This window comes from Novosphingobium olei (genome assembly GCF_037076535.1).
Taxonomy (GTDB): domain Bacteria; phylum Pseudomonadota; class Alphaproteobacteria; order Sphingomonadales; family Sphingomonadaceae; genus Novosphingobium; species Novosphingobium olei.
Map to the genome: position 1 here is coordinate 1,366,040 of NZ_AP029021.1, position 22,947 is coordinate 1,388,986.

Consider the following 22,947-nt stretch of genomic DNA (forward strand, 5'->3'; position numbering starts at 1 on the left):
ACCTGCTTCGTGGCGGGCTGCTTTTGTTTAACTTCTTGTGAGCATGCGTCGCTGCCTATCGCTTGGCAACCATGCAAAATGACCAGGCAGACCGAGCCGCTCCGCCGCCTGCCAGGCAGGAGAGGTCGTGTCGCGCCAAGCATCGGCCAGGCGTCCGGCAGCCTTGAGTGCAACACGCTCGATCGGGGAGAGGTCCCATTCAGGCCCCAGTTCGAGCCGTTGGCGCACCACTGGTGGCAGGATCGACACCGCGCCTCTGGCAAGCGCGCGATGCAGGGCCTTCGGCGTGCCCGGCGCGGCTTTGCCCGAGGCGATGATGTTCAGGAATTCCGTGTTGATCGGGTGCGGTTCGAAATCGGGCAGAAGTTCCTCCATCATGGTCAGGAAGTCCGCTTCCGAAGCGGCGACTTGGGTTACGCCATAAAGCGCGGCAACCGGTGCGCCTTCCTCGAAGAAGCGGGTCTGGTCAGCTGGAGATAGAGGCCTGACGAATGTGTGATAGGCCTTCATGAAGCCATATGCCGCTGTCGCATGGACCCAGTTGAGCAGTTCGGGTTCAAGCGCCTTGTAGGGGCGACCCGCAGGTGTCGTTCCGCCCACCTTGGCGTGCATGCGGTTGACCCCGCCGATCACCTTGCGCGCCATGGATTCAGGGCCATAGACCCCGACCATCGCCGCCATCCCGGTGCGGCGTGAACGGCCGATGGGATCGACCGGATAGACCGAATGCTCCCACACTCCAGTCCGGATGCGGGCATCCGCGAACTCCAGCAGCACAGCCGCGACACCGCCGACACCCATCGCGATCATGTTGCGGAACACTTTCCACTGAACGGAATCGGGCGGCACGAGCGATGGCTCACCAGCCGGATGGCGGTAGTCGACGGTCCACTCGCGCTTTGCGGCAGCTCTGGCGCGCTCTTCCACCGTGGAATCGAATTGACCGTCTTCGGGATCACGTAGCGCCATTATTCGAACTCACTGAACCTATCACATGATATACGGCGTATCATCCGATAGGTTTCCCCGCAAGCGCTTAGCGGCTATGTACGGTGTGATGATCGACAGCCTGCTTTCCGCCGCCGTAACCACCCACGATGCGCCAGCCTTGCCCGAAACGACACGCGAACGCATCCTGCGGGTGGGCATGGCCTGTTTTGCGCAGGAGGGCTTCGCCGGGGCAACCACGCGCATGATCGCCAGTGCGGCGGGTGTGACGCTGCCGGTTATCGCGTATCACTTCGGCAACAAGGATGGCCTGCACCTCGCCTGCGCCGAAGAGATCGTGGAGCAGCACCGCCGGCGCCTGCTGCCCGTTGCAGCGGCTGCGCGCTGTGCCGCTGATGACGGAAGCCTGACCGGCGATCAGGCGCGCGTCTGGCTTGAAAAGATCCTCGCCGCGCTTGTCGCGGCCATCACCGCCGACGACGAGCAGCGGCTGGCTACCGATTTCGTCCTGCGTGAACTCAGCGAGCAGGGGCCGGGCTACCACCTTCTTTACGAGGAGCTGTGGAAGCCGGGCATGGAATTGGTGGCAGAGCTGATTGCCATCGCGCGCGGCAAGGGAGCCGCCGACCAGAGCGATCGGGTGGGCGCGATGATGCTGCTTGCTTCGTTGTCCTCGCTTACTCGTGACGAGCCGGTGGCCAGCGCCTTCCTTGGCGGGAGCGCGTCCGAAGACCCGCACAAGACGCTTATCGGTGAATGCGCTCTGCGTATGCTTTCAGGACTTATTGCCTCGTAACACGCCTTGCAGGTCTATCCCCCGCTTGTTATCAAGCTTGATAAACAAGTGACAGGAAGAGTGGAATGGACCTGGACTGGACGGCTGAGGATCTGGCTTTCGCTGCGCAGGCGCGCGAATTCTTCGAAAGCGAACTGACGCCCGAACTGCGCGATGCCGGCCGCTTGATGACCAGCGTCTACGGCGATCATGACCTTGGCATGGAATGGCAGGCCAAGCTGCATGCCAAGGGTTGGGCAGCCCCGCACTGGCAGGTCGAACACGGTGGTCAGGACTGGACAGACGCGCAGCATTACCTGTTCGAGCGCGAGCGCATCCTGGCGGGCGCGCCGCCGGTCTCGCCCATGGGCATCCACATGGTAGCCTACGTCATCCAGGCTTACGGTACACCAGAGCAGAAGGCGTTTTTTCTGCCACGCATCCTGTCGGGCGAAGTGTTCTTCTGCCAGGGCTACAGCGAACCACAGTCCGGCTCGGACCTCGCCTCGCTGCAGATGCGCGCCGATTCCGATGGCGATGATCTCGTCCTCAACGGCTCCAAGATCTGGACAACCCACGCGCAGCAGGCGAACTGGATGTTCTGCCTCGTGCGTACCACGCGCGGGCTTCGCCCCCAGCAGGGCATCACCTTCCTGCTGGTCGACATGACCACACCTGGCGTGCTTGTCCGCCCGCTGGTCATGACATCGGGTGAGACGGTGCAGAACCAGGTGTTCTTCACAGACGTGCGCGTGCCGAAGTCCAACGTCATCGGCGCGATCGACGATGGCTGGACGGTAGCGAAGTACCTGCTCGAATTCGAGCGTGGTGCGCGTGGCTATTCCGCGGGTCTCAAGGTTCGAGCCGAGGCGCTGCGCGAGCATGCGCGCACCACGCCCACGCCGGAGGGCATGCTTCTCGACGACGAGGTGTTCGCCTCGCGCCTCGCGCGCCTGATGATGAAGCTCGACGTGCTTGAAGTGCTGGAATTCAAGCTGCTTGCAGGTGCGCGGGACGATGGTTCGGTCGGCGCCCTTTCCTCGATGATGAAGGTGCTGGGCACCGAGCTTGCGACCGAGATGACCGAACTCGTCTATCGAGCCGCGGGTACCACCGGCACGGTCTACCAGCCACACGTTACCCGGCCCGGCGGCGCGGTGCCCAACTACACGCCGCCCGACGATGGCGGCAGCATCGGCGATGTGTGGCAGGCCCTTGCGCCCTTGCGCTATTTCAACGAACGTGCGGGGCCGATCTACGCCGGCTCGAACGAGATCCAGCGCAACATTCTCGCTAAGCGCGTGCTCGGTCTCTGACCCTGTCGGACACAAAAAGGGCCCCGGTACCAGCACGGTACCGGGGCCCTTTTTTGTCCTGGTTGCGGCTCAGGCGACCTTCAGTTTGCGATACCGCCTGGTGTGCGCGTCGGCATCGCCAAACTGGTTTTCGATCGCGGTCGTACGGCGGAAATAATGGCCGACGCGCAGTTCTTCGGTGAGGCCCATGCCGCCGTGCAATTGCACCGCCTGCTGTCCGATGTAGCGTGCCGCTTCACCGACCTGGGCCTTCGCGGCGGAAACCGCTGCTGGATCGTTGCCGCGCAGAGCGGCAAGAATTGCTGCAGCGGCGCTCTGCTCAAGCTGGATGCGCATGTCGACCATGCGATGCTGCAGCACCTGGAACGAGGCCAGGGCCTGTCCGAACTGCTTGCGCTGCTTCGTGTATTCGACGGTGTCATCAAGCAGCGTACGCATCAGGCCAACACCCTCGGCACAAACGGCCGCAGTGCCGGCATCAACTGCCGCTGCGATGGCAGCCGCTGCACCATCGCCTGCAGCAATCAGCGTCGCCGCCGTGCCGTCGAGCAGCAGATCGGCGGCAGGATGATCATCGATCAGGCGGTAATCCCGGGCGGGTACGTCACCATCGATGCGGAAGACGCCAAGCCCTTGCGGCGTCCGCGCCGTCACCAGCACGGTGTCCGCCTGCGCAGCCCAGCGCACCGCGCGCTTGGTACCGGTCAGCCGCCATACGTCGCCGTCCAGGGTTGCTTCGGTCAGCACCGAAAGTGCATCCCCACGGCTCTGCGCCTCTTCCCAGCCGAGCACCACGACCTTGCCGGCCGCAAGCGCCGTGCCGAGTTCGTCCTGTCCGCCGAGGCGCTCTAGCAGCGTGCCGACCGTCACTGCAGCCTCGATATAGGGCGTTGCCGCCAAGGCGCCGCCAAGCGCTTCGGCCACCACCATATGCGCCTGCGATCCATGGCCGAATCCGCCCCAGGCCTCGGGCAAGCCCGCACCGGCAAGGCCCAGCGCACCCTGCATCTCGTCCCAGAAGGCCCGCATTGCCGCCCCGCCACGCATCTCGCGCCGACGGTCAAAGGGCAGGTACTGCTTCAGCCAGCCAGACACGCTGTCGGCCAGCATGCGCAGGTCTTCGTCGAGTTCGAGATTCACCGAGCGTTCTCCCAAGGGTCGTTTATCAGTTCTGATAACGAGCCTTTTCAGAGAAGCAAGCCGCGCATGAGTGTTTCGACCGTATGCTCGCGATAACGTTCGTGCAGCGCCTGGTCGGCGCTCGGCAGACCGCCAAAAACCGCCGATAAGGTGAAGCGGTTGGAATAGAGACCGTCGGCAGATCCGATAGTGTTGAAATAGAACAGCTTGGGGTCGACGTCGCGGAATTCTCCCGCCGCGATCCCTTCAGCGATGATCCGGGCCTGGGCGGCGGCGATCGGGATCAGCAGTTCATCGGCGATGTGCTGCACGCGTTGCGGATCGGCTTCGCGCACCATCACCTGGATCAGGCGGTTGAGGTACGGGATCTGGTAATAGGTATCGAGGATGCCGCGCAGGTGCACCCGCATGCGCTCGGTGGGGGTTACATTGAGCGCGAACAGCCGGTCCAGTTGGCGGATGCGGCGATAGACGTCGCGATCCAGCAGCGCGAGTAATAGCCCTTCCTTGCTGCCAAAAAAGTAGCGGATCATCGCGTGGTTCACGCCCGCGCGCTGCGCAATGTCGACGATCCCTATCTCGATCGTGTCGAGTTCACGCATCAGCGCGCTGGTGGCATCGAGCAGCGCCTCCCGACTGTTTTCCCGCGATCCGCGTCCCGCGTTGGCGGGAAGGGGGGAAGGGTCTGCGCGATCGCTTTTGCTCATGACCCGGTTTGATCGCGCAAAGCGGCACTTGGCAAGCCTTTGCCGCGCCTGTCTGGCAAAAATGCCACACGTTTATGTTTGTTCGTTATCATGATTGATAACTACCTATCACATGATAAAAGCGCGCCGAAAGAGGTTTCAAGGGAGAGAACAAATGTCCTTCACCAAGACGCACCTGCTCTGCGCGCTTCTCGCCGGGTCCGCTCTGGCCACGCCAGTTCTTGCTCAGGCTCAGTCCACGCCTCAGGCCGATCAGGCCGATGCCGGCGATACGCAGGAAATCATCGTCACGGCACAGCGGCGCGAACAATCGTTGAGCGAAGTTCCGGTTTCGATCCAGGCATTCGGCAGCGAATCGCTCAAGAACCTACGCGTTACCTCGACCGAAGACCTGCCGTCGGTGGCGCCGTCGCTGAACATTTCGCGCGGGTATCAAGGCGTGCCGATCTACACGCTGCGCGGCGTCGGCTTCAACACGATCAACCTGTCGGCCACGTCGACCGTCGGCACCTATCTCGACGAAGTGGCACTCGCCTACCCGTTCATGAATTCGGGCCCCGTCTACGATCTCGAACGCGTCGAAGTGCTGAAGGGGCCGCAGGGCACGCTCTATGGCCGCAACACCACTGCGGGTCTGGTCAACTTCATCACCGCCAAGCCAAAAGATACGCTTCAGGCAGGGCTGACGGTCGAGGCTGGCAACTTCAAGACCTTCAATTCGGAAGGTTTCATCAACCTGCCGCTGGGCGAAAGCACTGCCCTGCGTGCCGCCTTCCGTACCGAGGACAGCTGGGATGGCTGGCAGAAGAGCGCCAGCCGTGACGAAACGCTGGGCGAAAATCACCGCTATGGCGGGCGCCTCACGCTGACGATCCGTCCCGTTGACGGCATGAAGATCGAACTCGCCGCAAACGGCTGGATCAACAAGTCGGATGCGCTAGCCGGGCAGGCTGTCGGCTTCACGCCGAATACCGATCCAGCCAATGGCACCTTGTTCAGTGCGTTCAATGCCGCGGGCGTCGCCGATTACGTCGCAGCCAACAAGAACAAGTGGGACCAGGACCATGCCGACTGGGCGCCGCTTTCGCAGCGCGGCCCCGACATCGGTCGCGGCGCCGGCATCAGCGATCCGCTGCGCGAGGACGACTGGTTCATCGGCTTCCGCGGCCTGCTCGAATTCGAGATCACCCCTGACGTCACGTTCGTCGCGCTCACCGGCTACAATAAGGTCAAGCGCAAGGCGACGTTCGACTGGTCCGGCGCGCCCTACGAGATCCTGATCCAGAAGGCCGAGGGCGAGGCGCGATCGATCAGCCAGGAAGTGCGCTTCCAGGGCAAGACGGGACCCGCGCAGTGGACAATTGGCGGGTACTTCTCGAACGACAAGGTGACTGACAACAACCGCACCCTGCTCGGCCAGAACGCCAACGTCGGGGCGGTACGCGGATTGATTTTCGGCCTTGGCCTGCTCAACTCGCCGTTCAATTCGCCCGGCTACACTGCTGCCGATGTTGCGACCTCGTTCCGCACCTACCGTGATACGGCCGATTTCGACGTCGAGACCAAGAGCGTGTTCGCCAGCGCCGACTGGACGCTGACGCCCAGCCTGACGCTGACCACCGGCATCCGCTATACCCGCGATACGCAGGACTACGCCGGCTGCTCGCGTGACTTCAACGGTTCGATGCAGCCCAACGTCAATCTGTTCAACCGCGCGTTCTTCTACCAGGTCTACGGTGCCTTCACCGCGCCGATCGGCGTCAACCAGTGCAACACCTTCGATCCGGCGACCGGAACGTTCGGCATCGTCAAGTCGAAGCTCGATGAGGACAACGTGGCCTGGCGCCTCGCGCTTGGCTGGGAAGTCACTCCGGATGCGCACCTCTTTGCGTCGGTTTCGCGCGGCTACAAGTCGGGTTCGACACCGGTCAATGCGGCCAACATTTCAACGCAGAACGGTCCGGCGCGGCAGGAAAAGCTGACGTCCTACGAACTCGGCGCAAAGGTCTCGCTCGCCAACCGGGCCGTGAACATCAACCTGACCGGGTTCTACTACGATTACGGCGACAAGCAGCTCGCGGTCTATTTCGCGGACCCGATCTACACGACGCTACTGCGGCTCGACAACATTCCGAAGTCGCGCGCTTACGGCCTCGACGGCGACATGAGCGTGAACATCGGGCAGCATCTCAACGTCGCGCTCGCCGCGACATTGCTCAAGACCGAGATCCAGGGCTACGTCGGCATCGACGCGGCCGGTCTTCCCAAGAGCTACGATGGTGCCACTTTCCCGCTCAGCCCCAAGTTCTCGGGCGCGGCGACGGTCACTTGGGACTCGCCGATCAACGACAAGCTGGCGTTCCGCGCGATCGTCAACGGTCGCTACCAGTCGTCGGCGAAGAACACGCTCGAGGATGATCCGCAGCTCAATCTGAAGCCCTACGGCACGATCAACGCCAGCATCGGCGTCCATGATGTCGATGACAAGTGGGACCTGTCGCTGTGGGCACGCAACCTGACCAACGAATACTATTGGGTCTCGGCCGCGACCAACGCCAACCTTGCGGTGCGCTTCCCCGGCCATAGCCGTACCTGGGGTGTCACGCTGCGGACCCTGTTCAAGTAAGCCGCAACATCTTGCGGTAAATGACGGAAGAATAAGGAAAGGGAGGCTTGGGAATGCAGCGCCGCGAGGTCGATGCCGTTGTTGTCGGAGCCGGATTCGCCGGCATGTACATGAGCTATCTGCTGCGGCAGGCAGGCTACGATGTGCAAGGCATCGAGGCGGCGGCCGACGTCGGGGGGACGTGGTACTGGAACCGCTACCCCGGTGCGCGTTGCGACATTCCCAGCCTTCTCTACCAGTATAGCTGGAACGAGGAGATCCGCACCTCCTGGAACTGGAGCGAGAAGTACGCGACCCAGCCCGAGATCCTTGCCTACGCCAACCATTGTGCGGACATCCTCGACATCCGCCCGCTGTACCGGTTCAAGACGCGGGTCACTGCCGCACACTGGGATGAGGCGGCGGACCGCTGGCTGGTGGACACGGACAAGGGCGAGGCCCTTTCGGCCCGGTTCGTCATCATGGCGACGGGCGCGCTGTCCGTGCCAAAGGAACCTGACTTCCCCGGCCTCGACAGCTTCAAGGGTCCCCAACTTATTACCGGCCGCTGGCCGCACGATCCGGTCGACTTTGCCGGAAAGCGGGTTGCCGTTGTCGGCACCGGCAGTTCGGCCATCCAGTCGCTGCCGCACATCGCGGCGGCCGCCAGCCAGGTCTACGTGTTCCAGCGCACGCCCAATTTCAGCCTGCCTGCGCTCAATTCCCCGATCTCTGCCGACGAGCGCGAGGCGTTCGAAGCGGCTTGGCCGCTATACAAGCAGGCGATCGATACGGGCGAGGCCGGCGTCGAACTGCTGCCCGAAGACTGGGACCCGACCGACGAGGAACTCGCCGAACACGTGAAGATCCTGTGGAACGGCGGCGGCCTTGTCTCGACGGTGCAGATCCCGCGCCTGACCAAGGACGAACGTATTAACGATGCCGCCTGCGACTTCGTGCGCAGCCAGATCCGCGCGCTCGTCAAGGATCCTGTGACAGCCGAGAAGCTCTGTCCGACAAGCTTCCCGATCTCGACCAAGCGCGCCTGCGTCGATACCGATTACTACGTCACCTACAACCGCGACAACGTCACCCTCGTCGACCTGAACGAAGGCGCGATCGAGGAGGTCACCACGCGCGGTATCCGCACGGCCAAGGCGGAATACGAAGTCGACATGATTGTCTGGGCGCTCGGCTTCGATGCCATGACAGGTGCGCTCACCCGCGTCGACATTCGTGGCGAGGAGGGCAGGGCGCTCAAGGATGCGTGGTATGCAGGCCCCGCGATGTGGATGGGCATGATGGTCGCGGGCTTCCCGAACCTTTTCACGATCACCGGACCCGGCAGCCCCTCGGTGCTGATGAACGTCATCCTTGCCGGAGAACACAACGTCGAATTCGTGCATGCCGTGGTAGAACACATGCGCAGCCAGGGACATGCTCGTGTCGCCGCCGACGAAGCAGCGCAGGATGCCTGGGTCGATCACGTCCGGCGCGAGGCGGAGGGCACGCTCTTTCCGCGCGCCAACTCATGGTACATGGGGGCCAATATTCCCGGGAAACCGCGGGTCATGCTTCCCTATGTCGGCACCGACTACAAAAAGCGCCTGAATGCCATACTTGAAGAGGGTTTTCCGGGCCTTCGCTTTTCGACCTGACGTTCAAAGGACACGAAGCTTGCAGCGCGGCCTTCGGGATGCTTGACCGGCGTCAAACGAAAGGGAGACGTCGCCGATGGCATCGCCAATCCGCCTGCACGGCTATTTCCGCTCGAGCGCGTCCTGGCGCGTGCGCATCGCACTCGCGCTGAAAGGCCTATCGTGGGAGACCATCCCCCACTCGCTCGTCGATGGCGAACAGCGCGATCCAGGCTTCCTTGCGCTCAATCCGCAGGGCCTGGTCCCCGCACTCGAGATAGATGGACTGGTTCTCACCCAAAGCCTGGCGATCTGCGAATACCTTGACGAGACCCATCCACAGCCTCCCTTGCTGCCACCCGACGCGGCCGGACGGGCACGGGCGCGGGCGCTGGCCCAGGCGATCGCATGCGATCTTCACCCGGTGCAGAACCTGCGCGTGCTCCAACGCATTCGCGCGATTGCCGGGAATGCCGATGCAGGGACGATCTGGGCCCGCGAAACCTGCGACCAGGGGCTCGATGCCTTTGCCGAGTTGGTCGGGGAAGGCGCGGGCGCGTTCTGCCTGGGCGACGCGCCGGGCCTTGCCGATCTGATCCTCGTCCCCCAGCTTGCCAACGCCCGTCGCTTTGGCTGTGACATGCGTTGGCCGCGCTTGCTGGCGATCGAGGAGGCGTGCCTTTCCCTCTCGGCGTTCGCGTCGACTGCGCCCGGTGCCGTTGAGCAGGGTTGAGTCGCCAATCCCGCAGGTGCGAAGCGCCAGCCAAAAAATGTCCGATCACTCAAGAAGACCCGAACCGGTTTCTTTAATTGTCTTGCCGGACAATCGGTTGGCGAGGTCGCTTCGTTGTGGAGAAATTTACCACTTCCGGTCCCTGCACATTTGTACAACGAACATTGGCAGGGAACGGAACGGTGGCAGTAAATAACGACTGTCTCCCGTAAAGGCAGGTGTCGCGCTTGCCGGATCAACCAGCGCCGCGCCCTTCGGGAAAATCCCGACCAAGCGTGGAGAAATGCGCCAGATGAGCCTGACGATCCGCACCCGCAACTCCACGATAACCGTTACCACGCCCTCAGGGTATCCGATCGGCACCGCCGCCCAGCCCAACAGGGCGAACGACACCGCACTCGATGACGCGGCATTCCACCTGCGTGAAGCGCTGGTCCATCTGGACCTGACCGAGAACCTGATCGCGGCAGCCTATGTCGATCAGGCACTCTCGATGCTGCGAGGGCACCGCGTTTCTCGCGCCAGCGAAGCCTGAGCGGTCCGGCTTGGTTCGCTGCGGGGTCAGGCGGCGCGCAAAGCGATAGCTACGCGACCTTCGAGTTGAACGGTGAAGTCCGCATTGCCTGCACCGTCGGCGACCAGCTCTTGCTCCAATGCACCTTCCAGCACATAGCGCCGACCCGGTTCCAGCTGGGAAAGTCCAATTCGCCGCGGGCCGGCGTCGGCGCCTTGCACCAGCGTCGCTTCCAGATCGGTTCCGTCGCTCCAGGCGCGCGCGACCAGTACCGCCGGGTATTCCAGCGTTTCGATCATCGGCCCGGCGAGCGCTGCCTTGGCCGGCCCCTCGGTAAAGGTGCGGCGGAAGTCGCCGGTTTCCATCAGCAGGCCCATGATCGCGGTGGCGTTGCTGATGTTGGATCCCTTGTTGAAGCGAAGGACGCCGTCGCGCACCTCCGGATCGCAATCGTGGAACAGCCCGGCTTTTGCCGCATGTGCGATCCGCGCATCGCCGAACTCGCGCGCCGACACAAGGTACGTGCCATAGGCGCCGACATGCCCGGTACCGTACTTGCCGGCATCCAGCCCTTCGCCGGGCATCACCATGCGTGGACCGGCCGCTTCCTCGACGATAATGGGCTCGATTTCCTCGCGGGCGATGGCCCATAGCTGGCGGGCACGCTGGGGCAGGAAGGCGCTTTCGAAGAAGGCATAGCCTGCCTCCCCGACGGGGAAGGGCACCGGCATCCCGGTCCACTGCGAACGCAGGCCGACGATCGAGCCCGAGCTATCAGTGAACTCCTCGTCGATGCCGCGCAGCCAGTCGGTCATGTGCCGGTCCACGAGCCGCGATCCGGTGACCGCGTCGTGGGTGACCAGGCTCAGCATCCCGTAGTGGTTGCAGATCGGATAGAGCCAGTTGGGTTCGCAGGCGAAGATGCCGAACTTGGCGACGGCGTAGTTCCGATCCACCGAGGCGTTGAGGCTACCGAAATCGTGTTTCCAGGCCTTGCTGTCGTTCAGCCGGAACGTCAGGCTGCCCGGCTCGAGATAGCGCCGGTCGCCGGTCGCGAGCGTATAGCCGCCGACATGGGCGCCGAACCAGCCGGTCAACATGATGTTGTCCTTGGCTGCCGGGTCCCAATCGGTGAAGTTGAAGTGGCCCCAGCAGCTCTCCAGCACCCAGTAGTCCCACACCTTCTTCTCGAGGTACTTCTCGATCAGGTTCCGCTGGGCAAGGCCCATGTAGCCACGGAAATTGGGGACGTAGGCGGTCTGCGCAATCGCCAGCGCGAAGCCCATGTGGTTGATCTGGTAGCGCAGCGCGGCAGGCTGGAACTGGTCGATCACGGTGAAGCCGCCGAACTCGCCCACCGGCTGCAGCGCGCGGTCGAGCAGATAGCGCAAGCCTGCAAGCTGCTCGTCGTCCATCTCGCGCTTTGCCGGATCGGGCTCGCGCGCCGATTGCTGCGTCACGTCCATGAACGCGCGCGGCAGGAATGCCTCGCGTGCCTTCGCCTTTTCGAGCCCTGCGGCATGCGCCCTGCGATTGTTGCGGGCGAAGGCAAGGATGATAGCGCCCGCTGCCAGCGGTGCGGCAATCGGTGCGCCGGCCCAGGTCGTCTCGCCTGCCATCGCGCTGGCCAGGATCGCGCTGCCAAGCCAGACGGTCGCCGGCGCGATCACGGCGCCAGCCCAGAACCAGGCGACGAGCGAGGCCACGAATATTACTGCCGTCAACGCGAACAGCAGCATCGCCCAACCCCCTACAGCGAGGAAGCCGCCACCCGGCACGATCAGGCCGATACCGGCCGCCTGAAGCGCCGGGCTCGATCCCAGCAGTGTCGGGGCAAGGCCGAGCGCGCACATGCCGAGGTAGATCGTCCAGGTTCGCCGCTGGCGCGCTGCGGTCACCGGTCCCTTGCGGCCACGGTGTGGCGAAAGCCCGGGAATGTCGCGGGAAAGGGGTATCGTGGCCATCAGTTCCTCCAGCCCAGCGGGGCGCAGATGTTCTTGTGAATAAGGGCAATGATCGCGGGATCGGTCGCGGACGCGGAGGCCGGAAGGGGGGCGGAAGCCACGGCCGGTCCCGCCAGCGCGGCGAGCACCAGCGCCTCCACCGCGAGAACAGGGTGCGACAACAGGCCATGGCGCCGCGACGCGGCCGCACGCTTCGGCGCGGGTGTCACCGTTGCAAGGCTCCACGCGACGGCGGCGTCCTTGCGCTCGGTGCGGGCAAAGCCCAACGCGCGCATCATGGCCCGCAGCGGTGCGAGCAGGCGTATCAACAGGAAAACCGCGAAAGCACAGCAGGCCATCGGCGCATCCATCTCCATGAGCTATTTTCTGGTCAAGCTATCCTAGAAAATGGATGCCGTCCAGCCCGTGGTTGCGATGCCGTCGCGTCTGTCGGTCAGGCCGGTGCGCTGCCCGGCGCCAGCCGGTCGGTGATGATCCGGTCGCGCGCGGCGCGCACGTCGCCCGCCGCGATCTGCACTTCGAGCCGCTCCCGGTCGTTGTTGCGATACCGGTCCTCGGCCTTGTTGATCGCTTCTTGGCTCAGCCCAAGCGTGTCGAGCGCCGAACGGGACATCAGCACGGCCGATTCCATCACTTCACGCACCACCAGCGTGGTCGGGGCATCGCGCAGCTTTACCATGGCGCGACGATCGAACGCCCGCACGAAGATGGCTGCGTCAGGAAAGGTTTCGTGTACCGCTTCGATCAGGTCGGGCGAAAGCTGATCGCCATCCAGGCAGAACAGGATGACCTCCGCCTCCGCCGCCCCGGCCTGACGCAACATGTCGATGCGCGTGCCATCGCCGAAATAGACCTTGGCGCCGAACTGTCCGGCAACGTCGATCATTTCCACGTCGGTGTCGATTAGTGTCACGTCGATCCCGCTCGCCAGCATCATCTGGCCGACTGTCTGGCCGAAGCGGCCATAGCCCACGATAAGCGCGCCGGCGCGCTCGCCGGTGGGGCCTTCGCGAACCTCGGCAGCGCCTGCCGGGGCCTCGCGGAAGCGTGCCGTGGCCATCATCAGGAATGGCGTCGTCGCCATCGACAGTGTCACCACCGCTCCGAAGATGCTCGCGGCCTCTGGTGCGATCAGAAGTGCGTTCTGCGCCTGTGCAAACAGCACGAAACCGAATTCGCCGCCCTGGCTGAGCAGCAAGCCCATGGCGAGCGCGGGGCGCCATCCCATCCCGAACAGGCGAGCAAGGCCGAAGATGACAACCGCCTTTACCGCGATCAACGCGAGCGCCATCGACAGGACGAAGACTGGATTGCGCGCGATCGCGCCAAGATCGAGCATCATGCCAACGGCCAGGAAGAACAGGCCGAGCAGGATCGAACGGAACGGTTCGACGTCGGCTTCCAGTTCGTGGCGATAGGGGCTGTCGGCGAGCATCACGCCGGCGATGAACGCGCCTAGCGCGGTGGAAAGCCCCAGTGCTTCCATCACCGCGGCGCTCGCCATCACCGTGAACAGCGCGGCGACCACGAACATCTCGCGTTCGCCAAGGTTGCCGATCAGGCGGAACAGCGGCCGGATCGCGAAGCGGCCCGCCAGCACGAGCCCCACAATCGCGCCGATCGTCTCCAGCCCGAGCAGCCAGCCCGGAGGTCCGCCCGCATCGGCGGGATTGCGGCTCAGCGCTGTGATGATCGTGATCAGGGGAATGATCGAAAGATCCTGAAACAGCAGGATCGAGAAGGTGCGTTCCCCAAAGCGCGTGCGCAGACGCCCCGCCGATTGCAGCATCGGCAATACCTGCGCGGTCGAGGACAGCGCGAGCGGCAGGCCCAGCGCAAATGCCGCCGGCGCGGAGAAGTCGGTGAACGCGAAGATCACGCCCGAAATGGCCAGACCACACAGGATCACCTGCAGGCCACCAAGGCCGACGATGTCCTTCTTCATCCGCCACAGCCGCGACGGATCGAGCTCCAGCCCGACAAGGAACAGCAGCAGCGTGATGCCCAGCTCGGCAAAGCCCAGCTTCTGTTCGGCCTGGCCGACAAGGCCCAGCGCCTGGGGCCCCACGACCGCGCCTGCCAGCAGGTAGCCCAGTGTGGCGCCAAGGCCCAGCCGCCGGAACACGAGCACGAAGACGAGCGCAAAGCCCAGCAGCAGGAAGCCATCGTGGAGCATTGATCCGGCTTCGTTCACTTATGGCCGCCTTTCAGTTGACCGGGCGACGATATGGCGAATGCCTGCATCGTCAAGCGTGCGTCCAATTCATGTCGAACGATAGGAATCAATTGACACCGGTGTAGGTTGCGGTGACGTATCGCCCATTCAGAAGGAGGATGCCCATGTCGATTTCCGGTACCTATGAATGCATTACAAAGAGCCCGATGGGCGAGCAGAAGTCTACCCTGACGATCACCGCCGATGGCGACAGCTTTACCGGCACCAATGCAGGCCCGATGGGTTCGGTCGACATCAGCGACGGCAAGATCGACGGCAACACGCTGACCTGGACGATGAAGCTGACCGCGCCGATGCCGATGACGCTGGAAGGCAAGGCCACCGTCGATGGCGATTCCTTCGCCGGCGAAGTGAAGGCAGGTCCCTTCGGAACCTTCCCGATGACCGGAAAGAAGGTCGGCTGACGTTTCCGTTCAAGGCGCTCCACCGTGCGTGGGGCGCCTTATCAGTGCGAGACGAACTTCGTCTTCACCCGTTTGATCGCGCCTGAAAATGCCAGCACGTTTACGCCTTCGCTGGTGATCATGCCGCGCACGAAGATCAGCCCGCCGCCCTTGCGGACAATTTCGCCCCGGGCATACAGCGGCACGTCGGCGGGTGCGCCGCTGACGAATTCCGAATTCATCGTCACCGTCACGCCGTGAACCACGTCGCCGTCCTCGGCTGCGATCATGAACAGCGCGAAGTCCGCAAAGGTCATCAGCGTTCCGCCGTGGACCATCCCGTGGCCGTTGAGGTTCTTGGTCGTCGGCAGGAAGCCGCACAGGATCTGGCCCCGTTCGTCGCGGCAGACCCTGAACGGGCCGGCCAGGCCCTCGAACGGGTCCTCGGGGAACCACTCCCACCACCCCTCGAACGGGGCGTCGGTAACCTGGCGCAGATAGCCGCCATTGAACGGGGGAGTGGGTGGCGTCGTCATGGCGATTCCGCTGCGACGGCAAGGGGCGCAGGTCAAGCGACAAAAAAGTCCCCCGGCCGCACATCGTGGCCGGGGGACAGTCGCGTCAAGCTTGTAACGTGCGGCAGGGTGTCGTTCGTCAGAACGCCGCGGTGAGCGAAAACACCACCGCTGCGCCGGCGATAGAGCCGGTGCCATCCTGCCCGCGCGAGAAGCTCGGCTGCAGGTAGGCGGCCTTTTCCTTGGTGATGTCGGTGTCGACGTAAGCGACGCCCACGGTCAGCGGGGTACCGGCAATGGCGTAGTCTGCACCGATCAGCCAATCCCAGTATTCGCCGGTCGGCGCGACCGAGGTGGCGAACGGCCCCAGGCCCTTGTTGCCCTTCGAATAGCCAATGTGGCCCTTCAGCGTCAGGCCGGTGTTGGGCACGCCCGCTGCGGCATCGCCCCACAGGTAGAGGTTGTCGTTCTTGTCGCCCGGGTTGGTATAGACACCGGCGGCGGCATCCGCGCCGGTTGCGTACCAGGCGCCTAGCGCTTCCTGTTGCGGAGCGTAGGCGACACCGGCAGTCAGCGTGACCGGGCCGGTCGTGCCCGAAACCTTGATATAGGGTTCGATGAAGTCGGTGTTGTCGAAGCCCTTGGGGTACATGTACCAGGTCGCGCCGACATCGATCGTCGCGTTGCCGACGGTCTTCTTGTAACCGGCGATCAGGTCCAGCTCCATGTTGGCGCCGCCGAAGGTGCCCCACCCGGCCAGGTTCGACCCCCAGGTGCCGACATAGAAGCCGCTTTCGTGGGCAATGGTCAGGCCGCCCTGGATGGCGAGATTGCGGTCCGACTGCGACACGCCGCGGAAGCGGTATTCGGAAACGAGGCCGACGCTGCCCGAAACGGTGATCGGCTTGGCTTCTTCGTCCTGTGCCATTGCGGGCGCGGCGAACGAGATCGACAGCAGCGCCGCGGACAGCGCGCAGAGGTTGCGGAACTTCATCTTGGAACGTCCTCCCTGACGTGGGTTTCCGTTCCACCTGCGGTCCTGGTGCGGCCTCTCTGGATGTGGAGACCATCGCCCGGGACTGTTCCTAGCTACGCACCACGCGTTGCCCTCCATTGGCTATTTCGTGACGAAACGTTGCTGTGTTCGCAAATGCAAAAAAATGCCGGACCGGCAGCCGATCGGGATCGGCGCCGGCCCGGCCAGCCAGGGTTGCCGGAAAACGGGGGTCTTTGCTTCCGGCGCACCCCGTCCGATCCGCAACGAACCGGACGGGGAACCATCAGGCCGAATGGGCCAGCGGCCTGAGGATCGGTTCGGGGCCGGTGACGTGCACCGCAGCGCCGCGCTGGCGTCGGCGCGCAAGCCATTCGCCGAGCGTTTCCGCCGTGGTGTGGTCCATCACCTTCACGCCATTGAGGTCGAGGTGCACGCCCTTGTCGGCCGGCACGCCTTCCAGCACGGCGTTGATCCGGGTGAGGCCCAGGAACGTCGCCGCGCCTTCCAGTTCGACCTTGTGGGTATCGACCATCTCGCGCTCGGCAACCTTAAGCTTGAGGTTGCGAGCGTGCGGCAGCAGTTCGAGCAGCGACAGCGCAAGGCCCACCAGCACACCGGTCAGCAGGTCAGTTGCCACCACCAGCACGAAGGTCGCGGCCCAGATTAGCGCCGGCACCACGCCGTGCGTCTTGAACAGATGGGTCGGATGCTTGAGGCTGACGAGCTTCCACCCGGTCACCACCAGCACACCGCCCAGCGCCGCCATCGGCACTTCGCGCAGCAGCCAGGGCAGCAGCGCCACGAAGCCGAGGATCCACGCACCGTGCAGGATCGTGGAAAGCCGGGTGCGGGCGCCCGCCTGCACGTTGGCCGAAGATCGCACGATCACTCCGGTCATCGGCAAAGCGCCGAACACGCCGCACAGGAAGTTGCCGATGCCCTGCGCGCGCAATTCCTTGTTGTAGTCAGTGCGCGGGCCATCGTGCATGCGATCGACCGCTGCGGCCGAAAGCAGCGTCTCGGCGCTGGCGATGAATGCGATGGCGATGGCAGACGCGATCAGCGATGGGCTCGTCAGCAGGCCCAGCACGCCCGCTTCGGGCAGGGCAAAGGCAGAGGCGATCGAATCCGGCACGGCGATCTTGGCGACCTGCAAGCCGCCGAGCCACGCCACCATGGTAGCCGCCAGCACGCCCAGCAGCGCACCCGGAACCAGCGAAAGTCTGGCGGGCTTCAGCTTGTCCCAGCCGATCATCACGCCGATGGTCAGCAGGCCGAGCATCAGCGCCAGTTCGGTCGAACGGATATCGCTCGACAGGCCAAGGATGCGTCCGGGCATCGCGGCCAGGTTTTCGATGCCGTTCGACAGCGGCTTCGCGTCGAACAGGATATGGAACTGGCCGATCACGATCAGCGCGCCGATCCCTGCAAGCATGCCGTGCACCACCGCCGGGGAAATGGCGCGGAACATGCCGCCCAGCTTGGCCACGCCCGCCACCAACTGGATGGCACCCGCGATCAGCAGGACCGGACCGAGCGCCGACAGGCCGTTGTCGCGCACGAATTCGAACACGATCACGGCAAGGCCGGCGGCAGGGCCGCTCACCTGCAGCGGCGATCCCGCGAACAGGCCGACAACGATTCCGCCGATGATCCCGGTCACCAGTCCTTTTTCGGGCGGAACCCCGGAAGCGATGGCGATGCCCATGCACAGCGGCATCGCCACAAGGAACACCACGATGGATGCGGTGAAATCGCGCGCGCCGTGCGCAAAAAGGCCGCTGCGCGGCGGGGCGTCCGCGGTTGCGGATAGCGAGGTCATTCGGCAGCCTCGGCCAGCGCGGGTTCCACGGCAAAGCGCGGCGCGGCAGGCAGCGCAACCGGCAACGTGCGGTCCTCGCGCATCACCACGAACTGGCCGCTGTCGCCATCGAGGCCCAGCACCTGGCCTGCGCTGATGTCGACGAACCAGCCATGCAGCGCCATTTCACCGCGCGCGATTGCCGCCGCCACCGATGGGTGCGTGCGCAGATGCGCGATCTGCGCCTTGATGTTTTCAAGGCTTACGGCGCGGACGCGATCATTTCCGTAAAGGTGGGGCGAACAGGTCGACACCACGTGTTCGGCTGCTGCACCGTGGCGCAGCCACGCGACCACGTTGGGCATTCCTTCGGGCGCCTCAGGGGCGGCCAGCGCCTTCATCGCGCCGCAGTCCGAATGGCCGCAGACGATGATGTCGCGCACGCCCAGCGCGACGACGGCATATTCGACGGTGGAGGACACGCCGCCGTTCATCGTCGCATAGGACGGGACCATGTTGCCTGCGTTGCGGCAGACAAACAGCTCGCCCGGCTCTGCCTGCATGATCTGTTCGGGCACGATACGCGAATCCGCGCAGCTGATCATCAGCGCCTTGGGGCTCTGGCCCTCGGTGGAAAGCTTGCCGAACAGCTCGCGGCTGTCGGGAAATACGGTCTTCTCGAAGCTGAAGACCCTGCCGATCAATTCGTTCATGTTCGCGTCTCCTATCCGTAGCGGATCAGGCGACCGCGGCGATATGCCGCGACTGCGAACAAAAGTTAATGGGTCTACCTTGCGGCTTTCGGGCCCCCGCGTAACGAAGTGTTTCGGCTGTTTCCCGAAGGCTTCAGACCACCGCGCCGGGCAGGCGGATCACCGCTGTCAGCCCGCCGCCATCGCGATTGAGCAAGTGCAGCGACCCGCGCTCCAGCTTCACAGCGCGGCGCACGATGGGCAGGCCAAGCCCCATGCCCGGCGTGTCGCGTTGGCGCGCGTTATCGAGCCGCACGAACGGCTGGAGCACATCGTCCAGCCGGCCGTCGGGGATGCCCGGGCCGTCGTCCTCGATCAGAATCACCGCATCGCGTCCTTCGCGCCGGACGGACACGCGTGCGCGCTCGCCATAATGGATCGCGTTTTCGATCAGGTTGGACAGCGCGCGCCGGATCGACACGGAGCGGGCCATGATCTCGAGCCGATCCTCCCCATCGTAGGTCGCGTCCTTGCCTTCGTCCTGTGCGCTGTCGACCAGGGTCGCCGCCATCGCCGCAAGGTCGATGCGTTCGGCGGGAATGTTGGTGCCGCCACTTTCCACGAAGGCTTGCAGGCTTGCCAGCAAGTGGCGCATCTCGGAAATGTCGCCGTCCATCTCGGCCAGCGTCGCAGGACTTAGCGACGCATTTTCTAGCCGCAGCTGCAACCGCGAAAGCGGCGTGCGCAAGTCATGGCCGATCGCCAGCATCGATTGCGTGCGGGTCTGCAGCGAACGGTGAATGCGCTGCTGCATCTGGTTGAACGCCCGGATCAGCTGGCGCACTTCCTCGGGCCCCGCTTCCTCCAACGGGCGGGGTTGGCCCGAACCGACAAGGCGAGAAGCCTCGACCAGCCGTTCGAGCGGCCGCAGCGTGAAGTGGAACAGCGCCCAGGCGAGCACTGCCAGCACCACCGTGGGCAGCAGGTACGACGCGATCCGGCCAAGGTTCAGCGTCCACGCACCGCTGGCGCTGGTCTCGAAGCGCAGCACGGTGCGGTCGGGCAGGATCATCGTGCCCGAGACGTTACCGCCGCCGGGCAGCGACTTGAGCGAGAGCTGGAGGTCGGATGGCGCAAGTTCGGGCGAATGCTCGACCACTTGTGCGCGCAGCGTCGACAGCGCGAGCGACCCGCTCGCCCGGCTGCCGTTCGGAGTCCAGGCCATCACGAAGCGCGGCGAGCTCAACGCCTGCGCAACGCCAGGCCGGTCCTTCACCGGCGTACGCTCGATTGCGCGGCTCGCCACGACCAGCGTTTCGGCGATGCGCGCGGCATCGTCCTGGCGCAGGGCGAAGGCGCTGGCGCGGTCGAACAGCAGGGTGTTGGCGGCAAAGTCGATGAGCGCGACCAGCAGCAGGATCGCAAGCAGCCGTTCGGGCAGACCGAAGCGTCGCAACAGGTTCACTCCGTGTCTGTAGCGGATTTGCGCGGCTCAGTCGCGCTCGACTTCGGCCCGCAGCATGTAGCCGACCCCCCGCACCGTCACGATCGGGGCATTGCCCCCGGCCGAGGCGAGCTTGCGACGCAGGCGGCTGACCAGCACGTCCACGCTGCGGTCCGAACTGTCGCCCAGCCGCGTGCGCGAAAGTTCGATCAGGCGCTCGCGGCCAAGTACCCGCTGCGGCTGGCCCACGAACGTGGCCAGCAGGTCGAATTCGGCGCCCGTCAGGTCGACCATAGCGCCCGATGGCGAATGCAGCTCGCGCCGTGCCAGCGACAGCGTCCAGCCGTCGAAGCGCACTTCGCCGCCGCGCCGGCCGCCGGTGCTGCCCGAGCTGTCCTCGCCCGTGCTTTCCGTCCGGCGCAACACCGCGCCGATACGGGCGAGCAGCTCGCGCGAGCTGAACGGCTTGGGCAGGTAGTCGTCCGCGCCAAGCTCGAGGCCCAGCACGCGGTCTTCTTCGCTGCCGCGCGCCGAAACGAAGATGATCGGTACGTCGCTCTGTCGGCGTAGCCGACGGAACAGCTCGATCCCGCTGGTGCCGGGCAGCATGATGTCGAGCACCACCAGATCGGCGGGCTCGGCTTCGAGCGCCACCCACATTTCGGCCCCGGTCGCGGCGGTACGCACGGCATAGCCGTGTTCGCGCAGCGCCCGCGCCGTCAGCGTACGCAGGGGGCCGTCGTCTTCGACAAGGACAATGGAAGGGGCGGTCATGCGGCTCCGATGGGCAGTGGTTGTCGAGAGAGGTGTTTAGGGGTGGGCAGGGGCGCTTTCAACCACGCCCCTGCGCCATGTCGGATCAGCGGACCTCTTCCTTGGTCACCGCCGCCTTGCGCAGAGCGAGCGCTTCGGCATGGGGATCGGGGCGTGTGCAGCCGCGGTTCTTGCTCGGATCGGGATGGCAGAACTTGCGCGGGGTGGCTTCGGCGGTCTTTGTGCCGGCACCCGGCTTGTCGAACACGGCGAGCGCGCTGCCGCAGTGCTGCGGGCGCGGGCCGCTGGGGTTACAGGCAAGGGCAGCGCCGGCCGGCGACACCGGAGCGGCGAAAGCGAGAGCGAGGGTCGAAAGCAGCATCGGAAATCTCCACCGCAGGGATTGCGATGACGACCAGCTAATGTGTCCAGCTTTTCCGGCGCTCCTCTAAGCCGTGACAAAGTATTTCCTGCGGTCGATTGCCGCCGGTTTTACGCGGCCGCCCCGTTCGAACGGGCTTGCCACTGCGATGGCGGACGTTTAACCGCTCGATTAAGCCAAGCAGACGTAGCGGAAAAGGGAGATGCGCATGACTGGTCCAAGGATGCTCGAAGGGATGCGCGTCGTCGATCTGACCTCGGTGGTGTTCGGCCCTTACGCCACGCTCACGCTCGCTGATCTCGGCGCAGAGGTGATCAAGGTCGAAGGCCCGACCGGGGACCAGTTCCGCTACGCCGGCATGCCGGTCAAGACTCGCGGGATGGGCGCGTGTCACATGAACCTCAACAAGGGCAAGCAGTCGGTCGCCCTCGATCTCAAGACCGAGGACGGCAAGGCTGGCCTCACCCGGCTGCTCGCAACCGCTGACGTGTTCATCCACAATGTCCGCGGCAAGGCGGTTGAGCGGCTCGGCTTCGGGTATGAAGCAGTCAAGGCGATCAAGCCCGACATCGTCTACGTCCACTGCGTCGGCTTTGGTTCGGGCGGCCCTTACCGAGATCTGCAGGCCTACGATGACGTTATCCAGGCCGCGACCGGCACCGTCGGCCTGCTGCCGCGCGCCGATGGCAACCCGCGCCCGCGTTACATCCCTTCGCTCATTGCCGACAAGGTCGCCGGTCTCCACGCCGCCTATGCGACGCTGGCGGCGATCGTCCACCGCCTGCGCACCGGTGACGGCCAGTTCGTCGAAGTGCCCATGTTCGAAGCGTTCAGCCATTTCATGATGCTCGAACATCTCTACGGCAAGACGTTCGTGCCGCAGCCCTATCCCGCCGGCTACCCGCGCCAGATCGATGCCGAACGCCAGCCGTTTCCCACCGCCGACGGCTGGATTTCGATCGTGCCCTACACCGACCAGTCGATCGGCCTGCTGGCGGAACTGCTCGGCGCGCCGGAACTGATCGAGGAGCCCCGCTTCGCCGATCCGCTTTCGCGCATGCAGAACATGACCGCCTTCTATGCCGAAATCGCCAGGCGCACCCCTGCGAAGACAACCCAGGAATGGTGCCGCATCTTCGCCGAGAATCAGATCCCGGCCATGCCGATCCGCGACTTTGAGGACCTCGTCGACGATCCGCACCTGCAGGCGGTCGATTTCTTCCAGCATCGCCAGCATCCCACCGAAGGTGAATACCTGCGCACCCGCGCGCCGGTCAGCTTCTCGGTCGGTCTGGACGAACCCGGTCCCGCGCCCACCATCGGCGAACACAACGACGCGTTACTGGGGAAGGGCTGATAGAAGGAGAGGGCCGGAGCGTCGCCCCGGCCCTCCAGCCTCGGATCT

Annotated in this window: 21 protein-coding genes; 8 read left to right on the forward strand and 13 right to left on the reverse strand. The window is 64.5% G+C overall.

All coding sequences use genetic code 11. From position 1 onward, the window contains the following. Nucleotides 1-27 precede the first annotated feature (27 nt). Nucleotides 28-969, reverse strand: a complete 942-nt coding sequence (locus AACH40_RS06525; RefSeq protein ID WP_338644926.1) for an oxygenase MpaB family protein — start codon at nucleotides 967-969, stop codon at nucleotides 28-30. Nucleotides 970-1,057: 88 nt separating this feature from the next. On the opposite strand from AACH40_RS06525, the gene AACH40_RS06530 reads away from it, so the two are divergent. Next, nucleotides 1,058-1,744, forward strand: a complete 687-nt coding sequence (locus AACH40_RS06530; RefSeq protein WP_338644928.1) for a TetR/AcrR family transcriptional regulator — start codon at nucleotides 1,058-1,060, stop codon at nucleotides 1,742-1,744. A 65-nt stretch (nucleotides 1,745-1,809) separates the two neighbouring features. After that, complete coding sequence (locus AACH40_RS06535) at nucleotides 1,810-3,039, forward strand: acyl-CoA dehydrogenase family protein (protein WP_338644930.1); 1,230 nt, start codon at nucleotides 1,810-1,812, stop codon at nucleotides 3,037-3,039. Between the two features lie 69 nt (nucleotides 3,040-3,108). Here AACH40_RS06535 and AACH40_RS06540 read toward each other — a convergent pair whose 3' ends face one another. Further along, the gene (locus AACH40_RS06540; protein WP_338644932.1) at nucleotides 3,109-4,179 is read right to left on the reverse strand and encodes an acyl-CoA dehydrogenase family protein; all 1,071 of its coding nucleotides are present in this window, start codon (nucleotides 4,177-4,179) and stop codon (nucleotides 3,109-3,111) included. Between the two features lie 47 nt (nucleotides 4,180-4,226). Further along, entirely contained in the window at nucleotides 4,227-4,781 is a 555-nt protein-coding gene (locus tag AACH40_RS06545) for a TetR family transcriptional regulator (protein WP_169492845.1), read from the reverse strand. A 259-nt stretch (nucleotides 4,782-5,040) separates the two neighbouring features. On the opposite strand from AACH40_RS06545, the gene AACH40_RS06550 reads away from it, so the two are divergent. The 4 genes from AACH40_RS06550 to AACH40_RS06565 all read left to right on the forward strand — a co-directional run bounded on the left by AACH40_RS06550 (nucleotide 5,041) and on the right by AACH40_RS06565 (nucleotide 10,396). Next, the gene (locus AACH40_RS06550; RefSeq protein ID WP_338644934.1) at nucleotides 5,041-7,512 is read left to right on the forward strand and encodes a TonB-dependent receptor; all 2,472 of its coding nucleotides are present in this window, start codon (nucleotides 5,041-5,043) and stop codon (nucleotides 7,510-7,512) included. 53 nt (nucleotides 7,513-7,565) lie between these two features. Then, on the forward strand, nucleotides 7,566-9,149 hold the full coding sequence (locus tag AACH40_RS06555; protein ID WP_338644936.1) for an NAD(P)/FAD-dependent oxidoreductase: 1,584 nt from the start codon (nucleotides 7,566-7,568) through the stop codon (nucleotides 9,147-9,149). Between the two features lie 76 nt (nucleotides 9,150-9,225). After that, a complete protein-coding gene (maiA, locus tag AACH40_RS06560; protein WP_338644939.1) occupies nucleotides 9,226-9,861 on the forward strand; it encodes a maleylacetoacetate isomerase in 636 nt (211 codons plus the stop codon). 292 nt (nucleotides 9,862-10,153) lie between these two features. After that, complete coding sequence (locus tag AACH40_RS06565; RefSeq protein WP_338644941.1) at nucleotides 10,154-10,396, forward strand: hypothetical protein; 243 nt, start codon at nucleotides 10,154-10,156, stop codon at nucleotides 10,394-10,396. Between the two features lie 26 nt (nucleotides 10,397-10,422). Here AACH40_RS06565 and AACH40_RS06570 read toward each other — a convergent pair whose 3' ends face one another. The 3 genes from AACH40_RS06570 to AACH40_RS06580 all read right to left on the reverse strand — a co-directional run bounded on the left by AACH40_RS06570 (nucleotide 10,423) and on the right by AACH40_RS06580 (nucleotide 14,515). Then, on the reverse strand, nucleotides 10,423-12,339 hold the full coding sequence (locus AACH40_RS06570) for a hypothetical protein (RefSeq protein ID WP_338644944.1): 1,917 nt from the start codon (nucleotides 12,337-12,339) through the stop codon (nucleotides 10,423-10,425). Beyond that, on the reverse strand, nucleotides 12,339-12,695 hold the full coding sequence (locus AACH40_RS06575; RefSeq protein WP_338644946.1) for a hypothetical protein: 357 nt from the start codon (nucleotides 12,693-12,695) through the stop codon (nucleotides 12,339-12,341). Before AACH40_RS06575 ends, AACH40_RS06570 begins: the two co-directional genes overlap by 1 nt. Before the next feature lie 77 nt (nucleotides 12,696-12,772). Continuing rightward, nucleotides 12,773-14,515 carry a cation:proton antiporter gene (locus tag AACH40_RS06580; protein ID WP_338645945.1) on the reverse strand — a complete coding sequence of 581 codons (1,743 nt, stop codon included), beginning with the start codon at nucleotides 14,513-14,515 and terminating at the stop codon, nucleotides 12,773-12,775. A gap of 164 nt (nucleotides 14,516-14,679) precedes the next feature. On the opposite strand from AACH40_RS06580, the gene AACH40_RS06585 reads away from it, so the two are divergent. Then, nucleotides 14,680-14,979 carry a hypothetical protein gene (locus tag AACH40_RS06585; protein WP_338644949.1) on the forward strand — a complete coding sequence of 100 codons (300 nt, stop codon included), beginning with the start codon at nucleotides 14,680-14,682 and terminating at the stop codon, nucleotides 14,977-14,979. Between the two features lie 41 nt (nucleotides 14,980-15,020). On the opposite strand, the gene AACH40_RS06590 is transcribed toward AACH40_RS06585, so the two are convergent. The 7 genes from AACH40_RS06590 to AACH40_RS06620 form a co-directional block, all read right to left on the reverse strand. Next, entirely contained in the window at nucleotides 15,021-15,494 is a 474-nt protein-coding gene (locus tag AACH40_RS06590) for a PaaI family thioesterase (protein WP_169492758.1), read from the reverse strand. A gap of 118 nt (nucleotides 15,495-15,612) precedes the next feature. Continuing rightward, nucleotides 15,613-16,467, reverse strand: a complete 855-nt coding sequence (locus tag AACH40_RS06595; RefSeq protein ID WP_169492759.1) for a TorF family putative porin — start codon at nucleotides 16,465-16,467, stop codon at nucleotides 15,613-15,615. A 286-nt stretch (nucleotides 16,468-16,753) separates the two neighbouring features. Continuing rightward, a complete protein-coding gene (locus tag AACH40_RS06600) occupies nucleotides 16,754-18,292 on the reverse strand; it encodes a SulP family inorganic anion transporter (protein ID WP_338644952.1) in 1,539 nt (512 codons plus the stop codon). Next, nucleotides 18,289-18,984, reverse strand: coding sequence for a carbonic anhydrase (locus AACH40_RS06605; RefSeq protein ID WP_338644954.1), 696 nt, complete (start codon nucleotides 18,982-18,984; stop codon nucleotides 18,289-18,291). Before AACH40_RS06605 ends, AACH40_RS06600 begins: the two co-directional genes overlap by 4 nt. 133 nt (nucleotides 18,985-19,117) lie before the next feature. After that, entirely contained in the window at nucleotides 19,118-20,428 is a 1,311-nt protein-coding gene (locus tag AACH40_RS06610) for an ATP-binding protein (protein ID WP_338644956.1), read from the reverse strand. A gap of 27 nt (nucleotides 20,429-20,455) precedes the next feature. Then, a complete protein-coding gene (locus AACH40_RS06615) occupies nucleotides 20,456-21,181 on the reverse strand; it encodes a response regulator transcription factor (RefSeq protein ID WP_169492763.1) in 726 nt (241 codons plus the stop codon). Between the two features lie 85 nt (nucleotides 21,182-21,266). Further along, a complete protein-coding gene (locus AACH40_RS06620) occupies nucleotides 21,267-21,542 on the reverse strand; it encodes a hypothetical protein (protein ID WP_169492764.1) in 276 nt (91 codons plus the stop codon). A gap of 208 nt (nucleotides 21,543-21,750) precedes the next feature. On the opposite strand from AACH40_RS06620, the gene AACH40_RS06625 reads away from it, so the two are divergent. Next, a complete protein-coding gene (locus AACH40_RS06625) occupies nucleotides 21,751-22,899 on the forward strand; it encodes a CoA transferase (protein ID WP_338644961.1) in 1,149 nt (382 codons plus the stop codon). The last annotated feature ends 48 nt before the right edge of the window (nucleotides 22,900-22,947 follow it).

What these genes read in the sequence shown, in the direction of transcription:
- AACH40_RS06525 (WP_338644926.1), bottom strand. Translation starts at nt 969, where the DNA reads ATGGCGCTACGTGATCCCGAAGACGGTCAATTCGATTCCACGGTGGAA.
- AACH40_RS06530 (WP_338644928.1), top strand. Translation starts at nt 1,058, where the DNA reads ATGATCGACAGCCTGCTTTCCGCCGCCGTAACCACCCACGATGCGCCA.
- AACH40_RS06535 (WP_338644930.1), top strand. Translation starts at nt 1,810, where the DNA reads ATGGACCTGGACTGGACGGCTGAGGATCTGGCTTTCGCTGCGCAGGCG.
- AACH40_RS06545 (WP_169492845.1), bottom strand. Translation starts at nt 4,781, where the DNA reads ATGCGTGAACTCGACACGATCGAGATAGGGATCGTCGACATTGCGCAG.
- AACH40_RS06550 (WP_338644934.1), top strand. Translation starts at nt 5,041, where the DNA reads ATGTCCTTCACCAAGACGCACCTGCTCTGCGCGCTTCTCGCCGGGTCC.
- AACH40_RS06555 (WP_338644936.1), top strand. Translation starts at nt 7,566, where the DNA reads ATGCAGCGCCGCGAGGTCGATGCCGTTGTTGTCGGAGCCGGATTCGCC.
- maiA (WP_338644939.1), top strand. Translation starts at nt 9,226, where the DNA reads ATGGCATCGCCAATCCGCCTGCACGGCTATTTCCGCTCGAGCGCGTCC.
- AACH40_RS06565 (WP_338644941.1), top strand. Translation starts at nt 10,154, where the DNA reads ATGAGCCTGACGATCCGCACCCGCAACTCCACGATAACCGTTACCACG.
- AACH40_RS06570 (WP_338644944.1), bottom strand. Translation starts at nt 12,339, where the DNA reads ATGGCCACGATACCCCTTTCCCGCGACATTCCCGGGCTTTCGCCACAC.
- AACH40_RS06575 (WP_338644946.1), bottom strand. Translation starts at nt 12,695, where the DNA reads ATGGAGATGGATGCGCCGATGGCCTGCTGTGCTTTCGCGGTTTTCCTG.
- AACH40_RS06580 (WP_338645945.1), bottom strand. Translation starts at nt 14,515, where the DNA reads ATGCTCCACGATGGCTTCCTGCTGCTGGGCTTTGCGCTCGTCTTCGTG.
- AACH40_RS06585 (WP_338644949.1), top strand. Translation starts at nt 14,680, where the DNA reads ATGTCGATTTCCGGTACCTATGAATGCATTACAAAGAGCCCGATGGGC.
- AACH40_RS06590 (WP_169492758.1), bottom strand. Translation starts at nt 15,494, where the DNA reads ATGACGACGCCACCCACTCCCCCGTTCAATGGCGGCTATCTGCGCCAG.
- AACH40_RS06595 (WP_169492759.1), bottom strand. Translation starts at nt 16,467, where the DNA reads ATGAAGTTCCGCAACCTCTGCGCGCTGTCCGCGGCGCTGCTGTCGATC.
- AACH40_RS06600 (WP_338644952.1), bottom strand. Translation starts at nt 18,292, where the DNA reads ATGACCTCGCTATCCGCAACCGCGGACGCCCCGCCGCGCAGCGGCCTT.
- AACH40_RS06605 (WP_338644954.1), bottom strand. Translation starts at nt 18,984, where the DNA reads ATGAACGAATTGATCGGCAGGGTCTTCAGCTTCGAGAAGACCGTATTT.
- AACH40_RS06615 (WP_169492763.1), bottom strand. Translation starts at nt 21,181, where the DNA reads ATGACCGCCCCTTCCATTGTCCTTGTCGAAGACGACGGCCCCCTGCGT.
- AACH40_RS06620 (WP_169492764.1), bottom strand. Translation starts at nt 21,542, where the DNA reads ATGCTGCTTTCGACCCTCGCTCTCGCTTTCGCCGCTCCGGTGTCGCCG.
- AACH40_RS06625 (WP_338644961.1), top strand. Translation starts at nt 21,751, where the DNA reads ATGACTGGTCCAAGGATGCTCGAAGGGATGCGCGTCGTCGATCTGACC.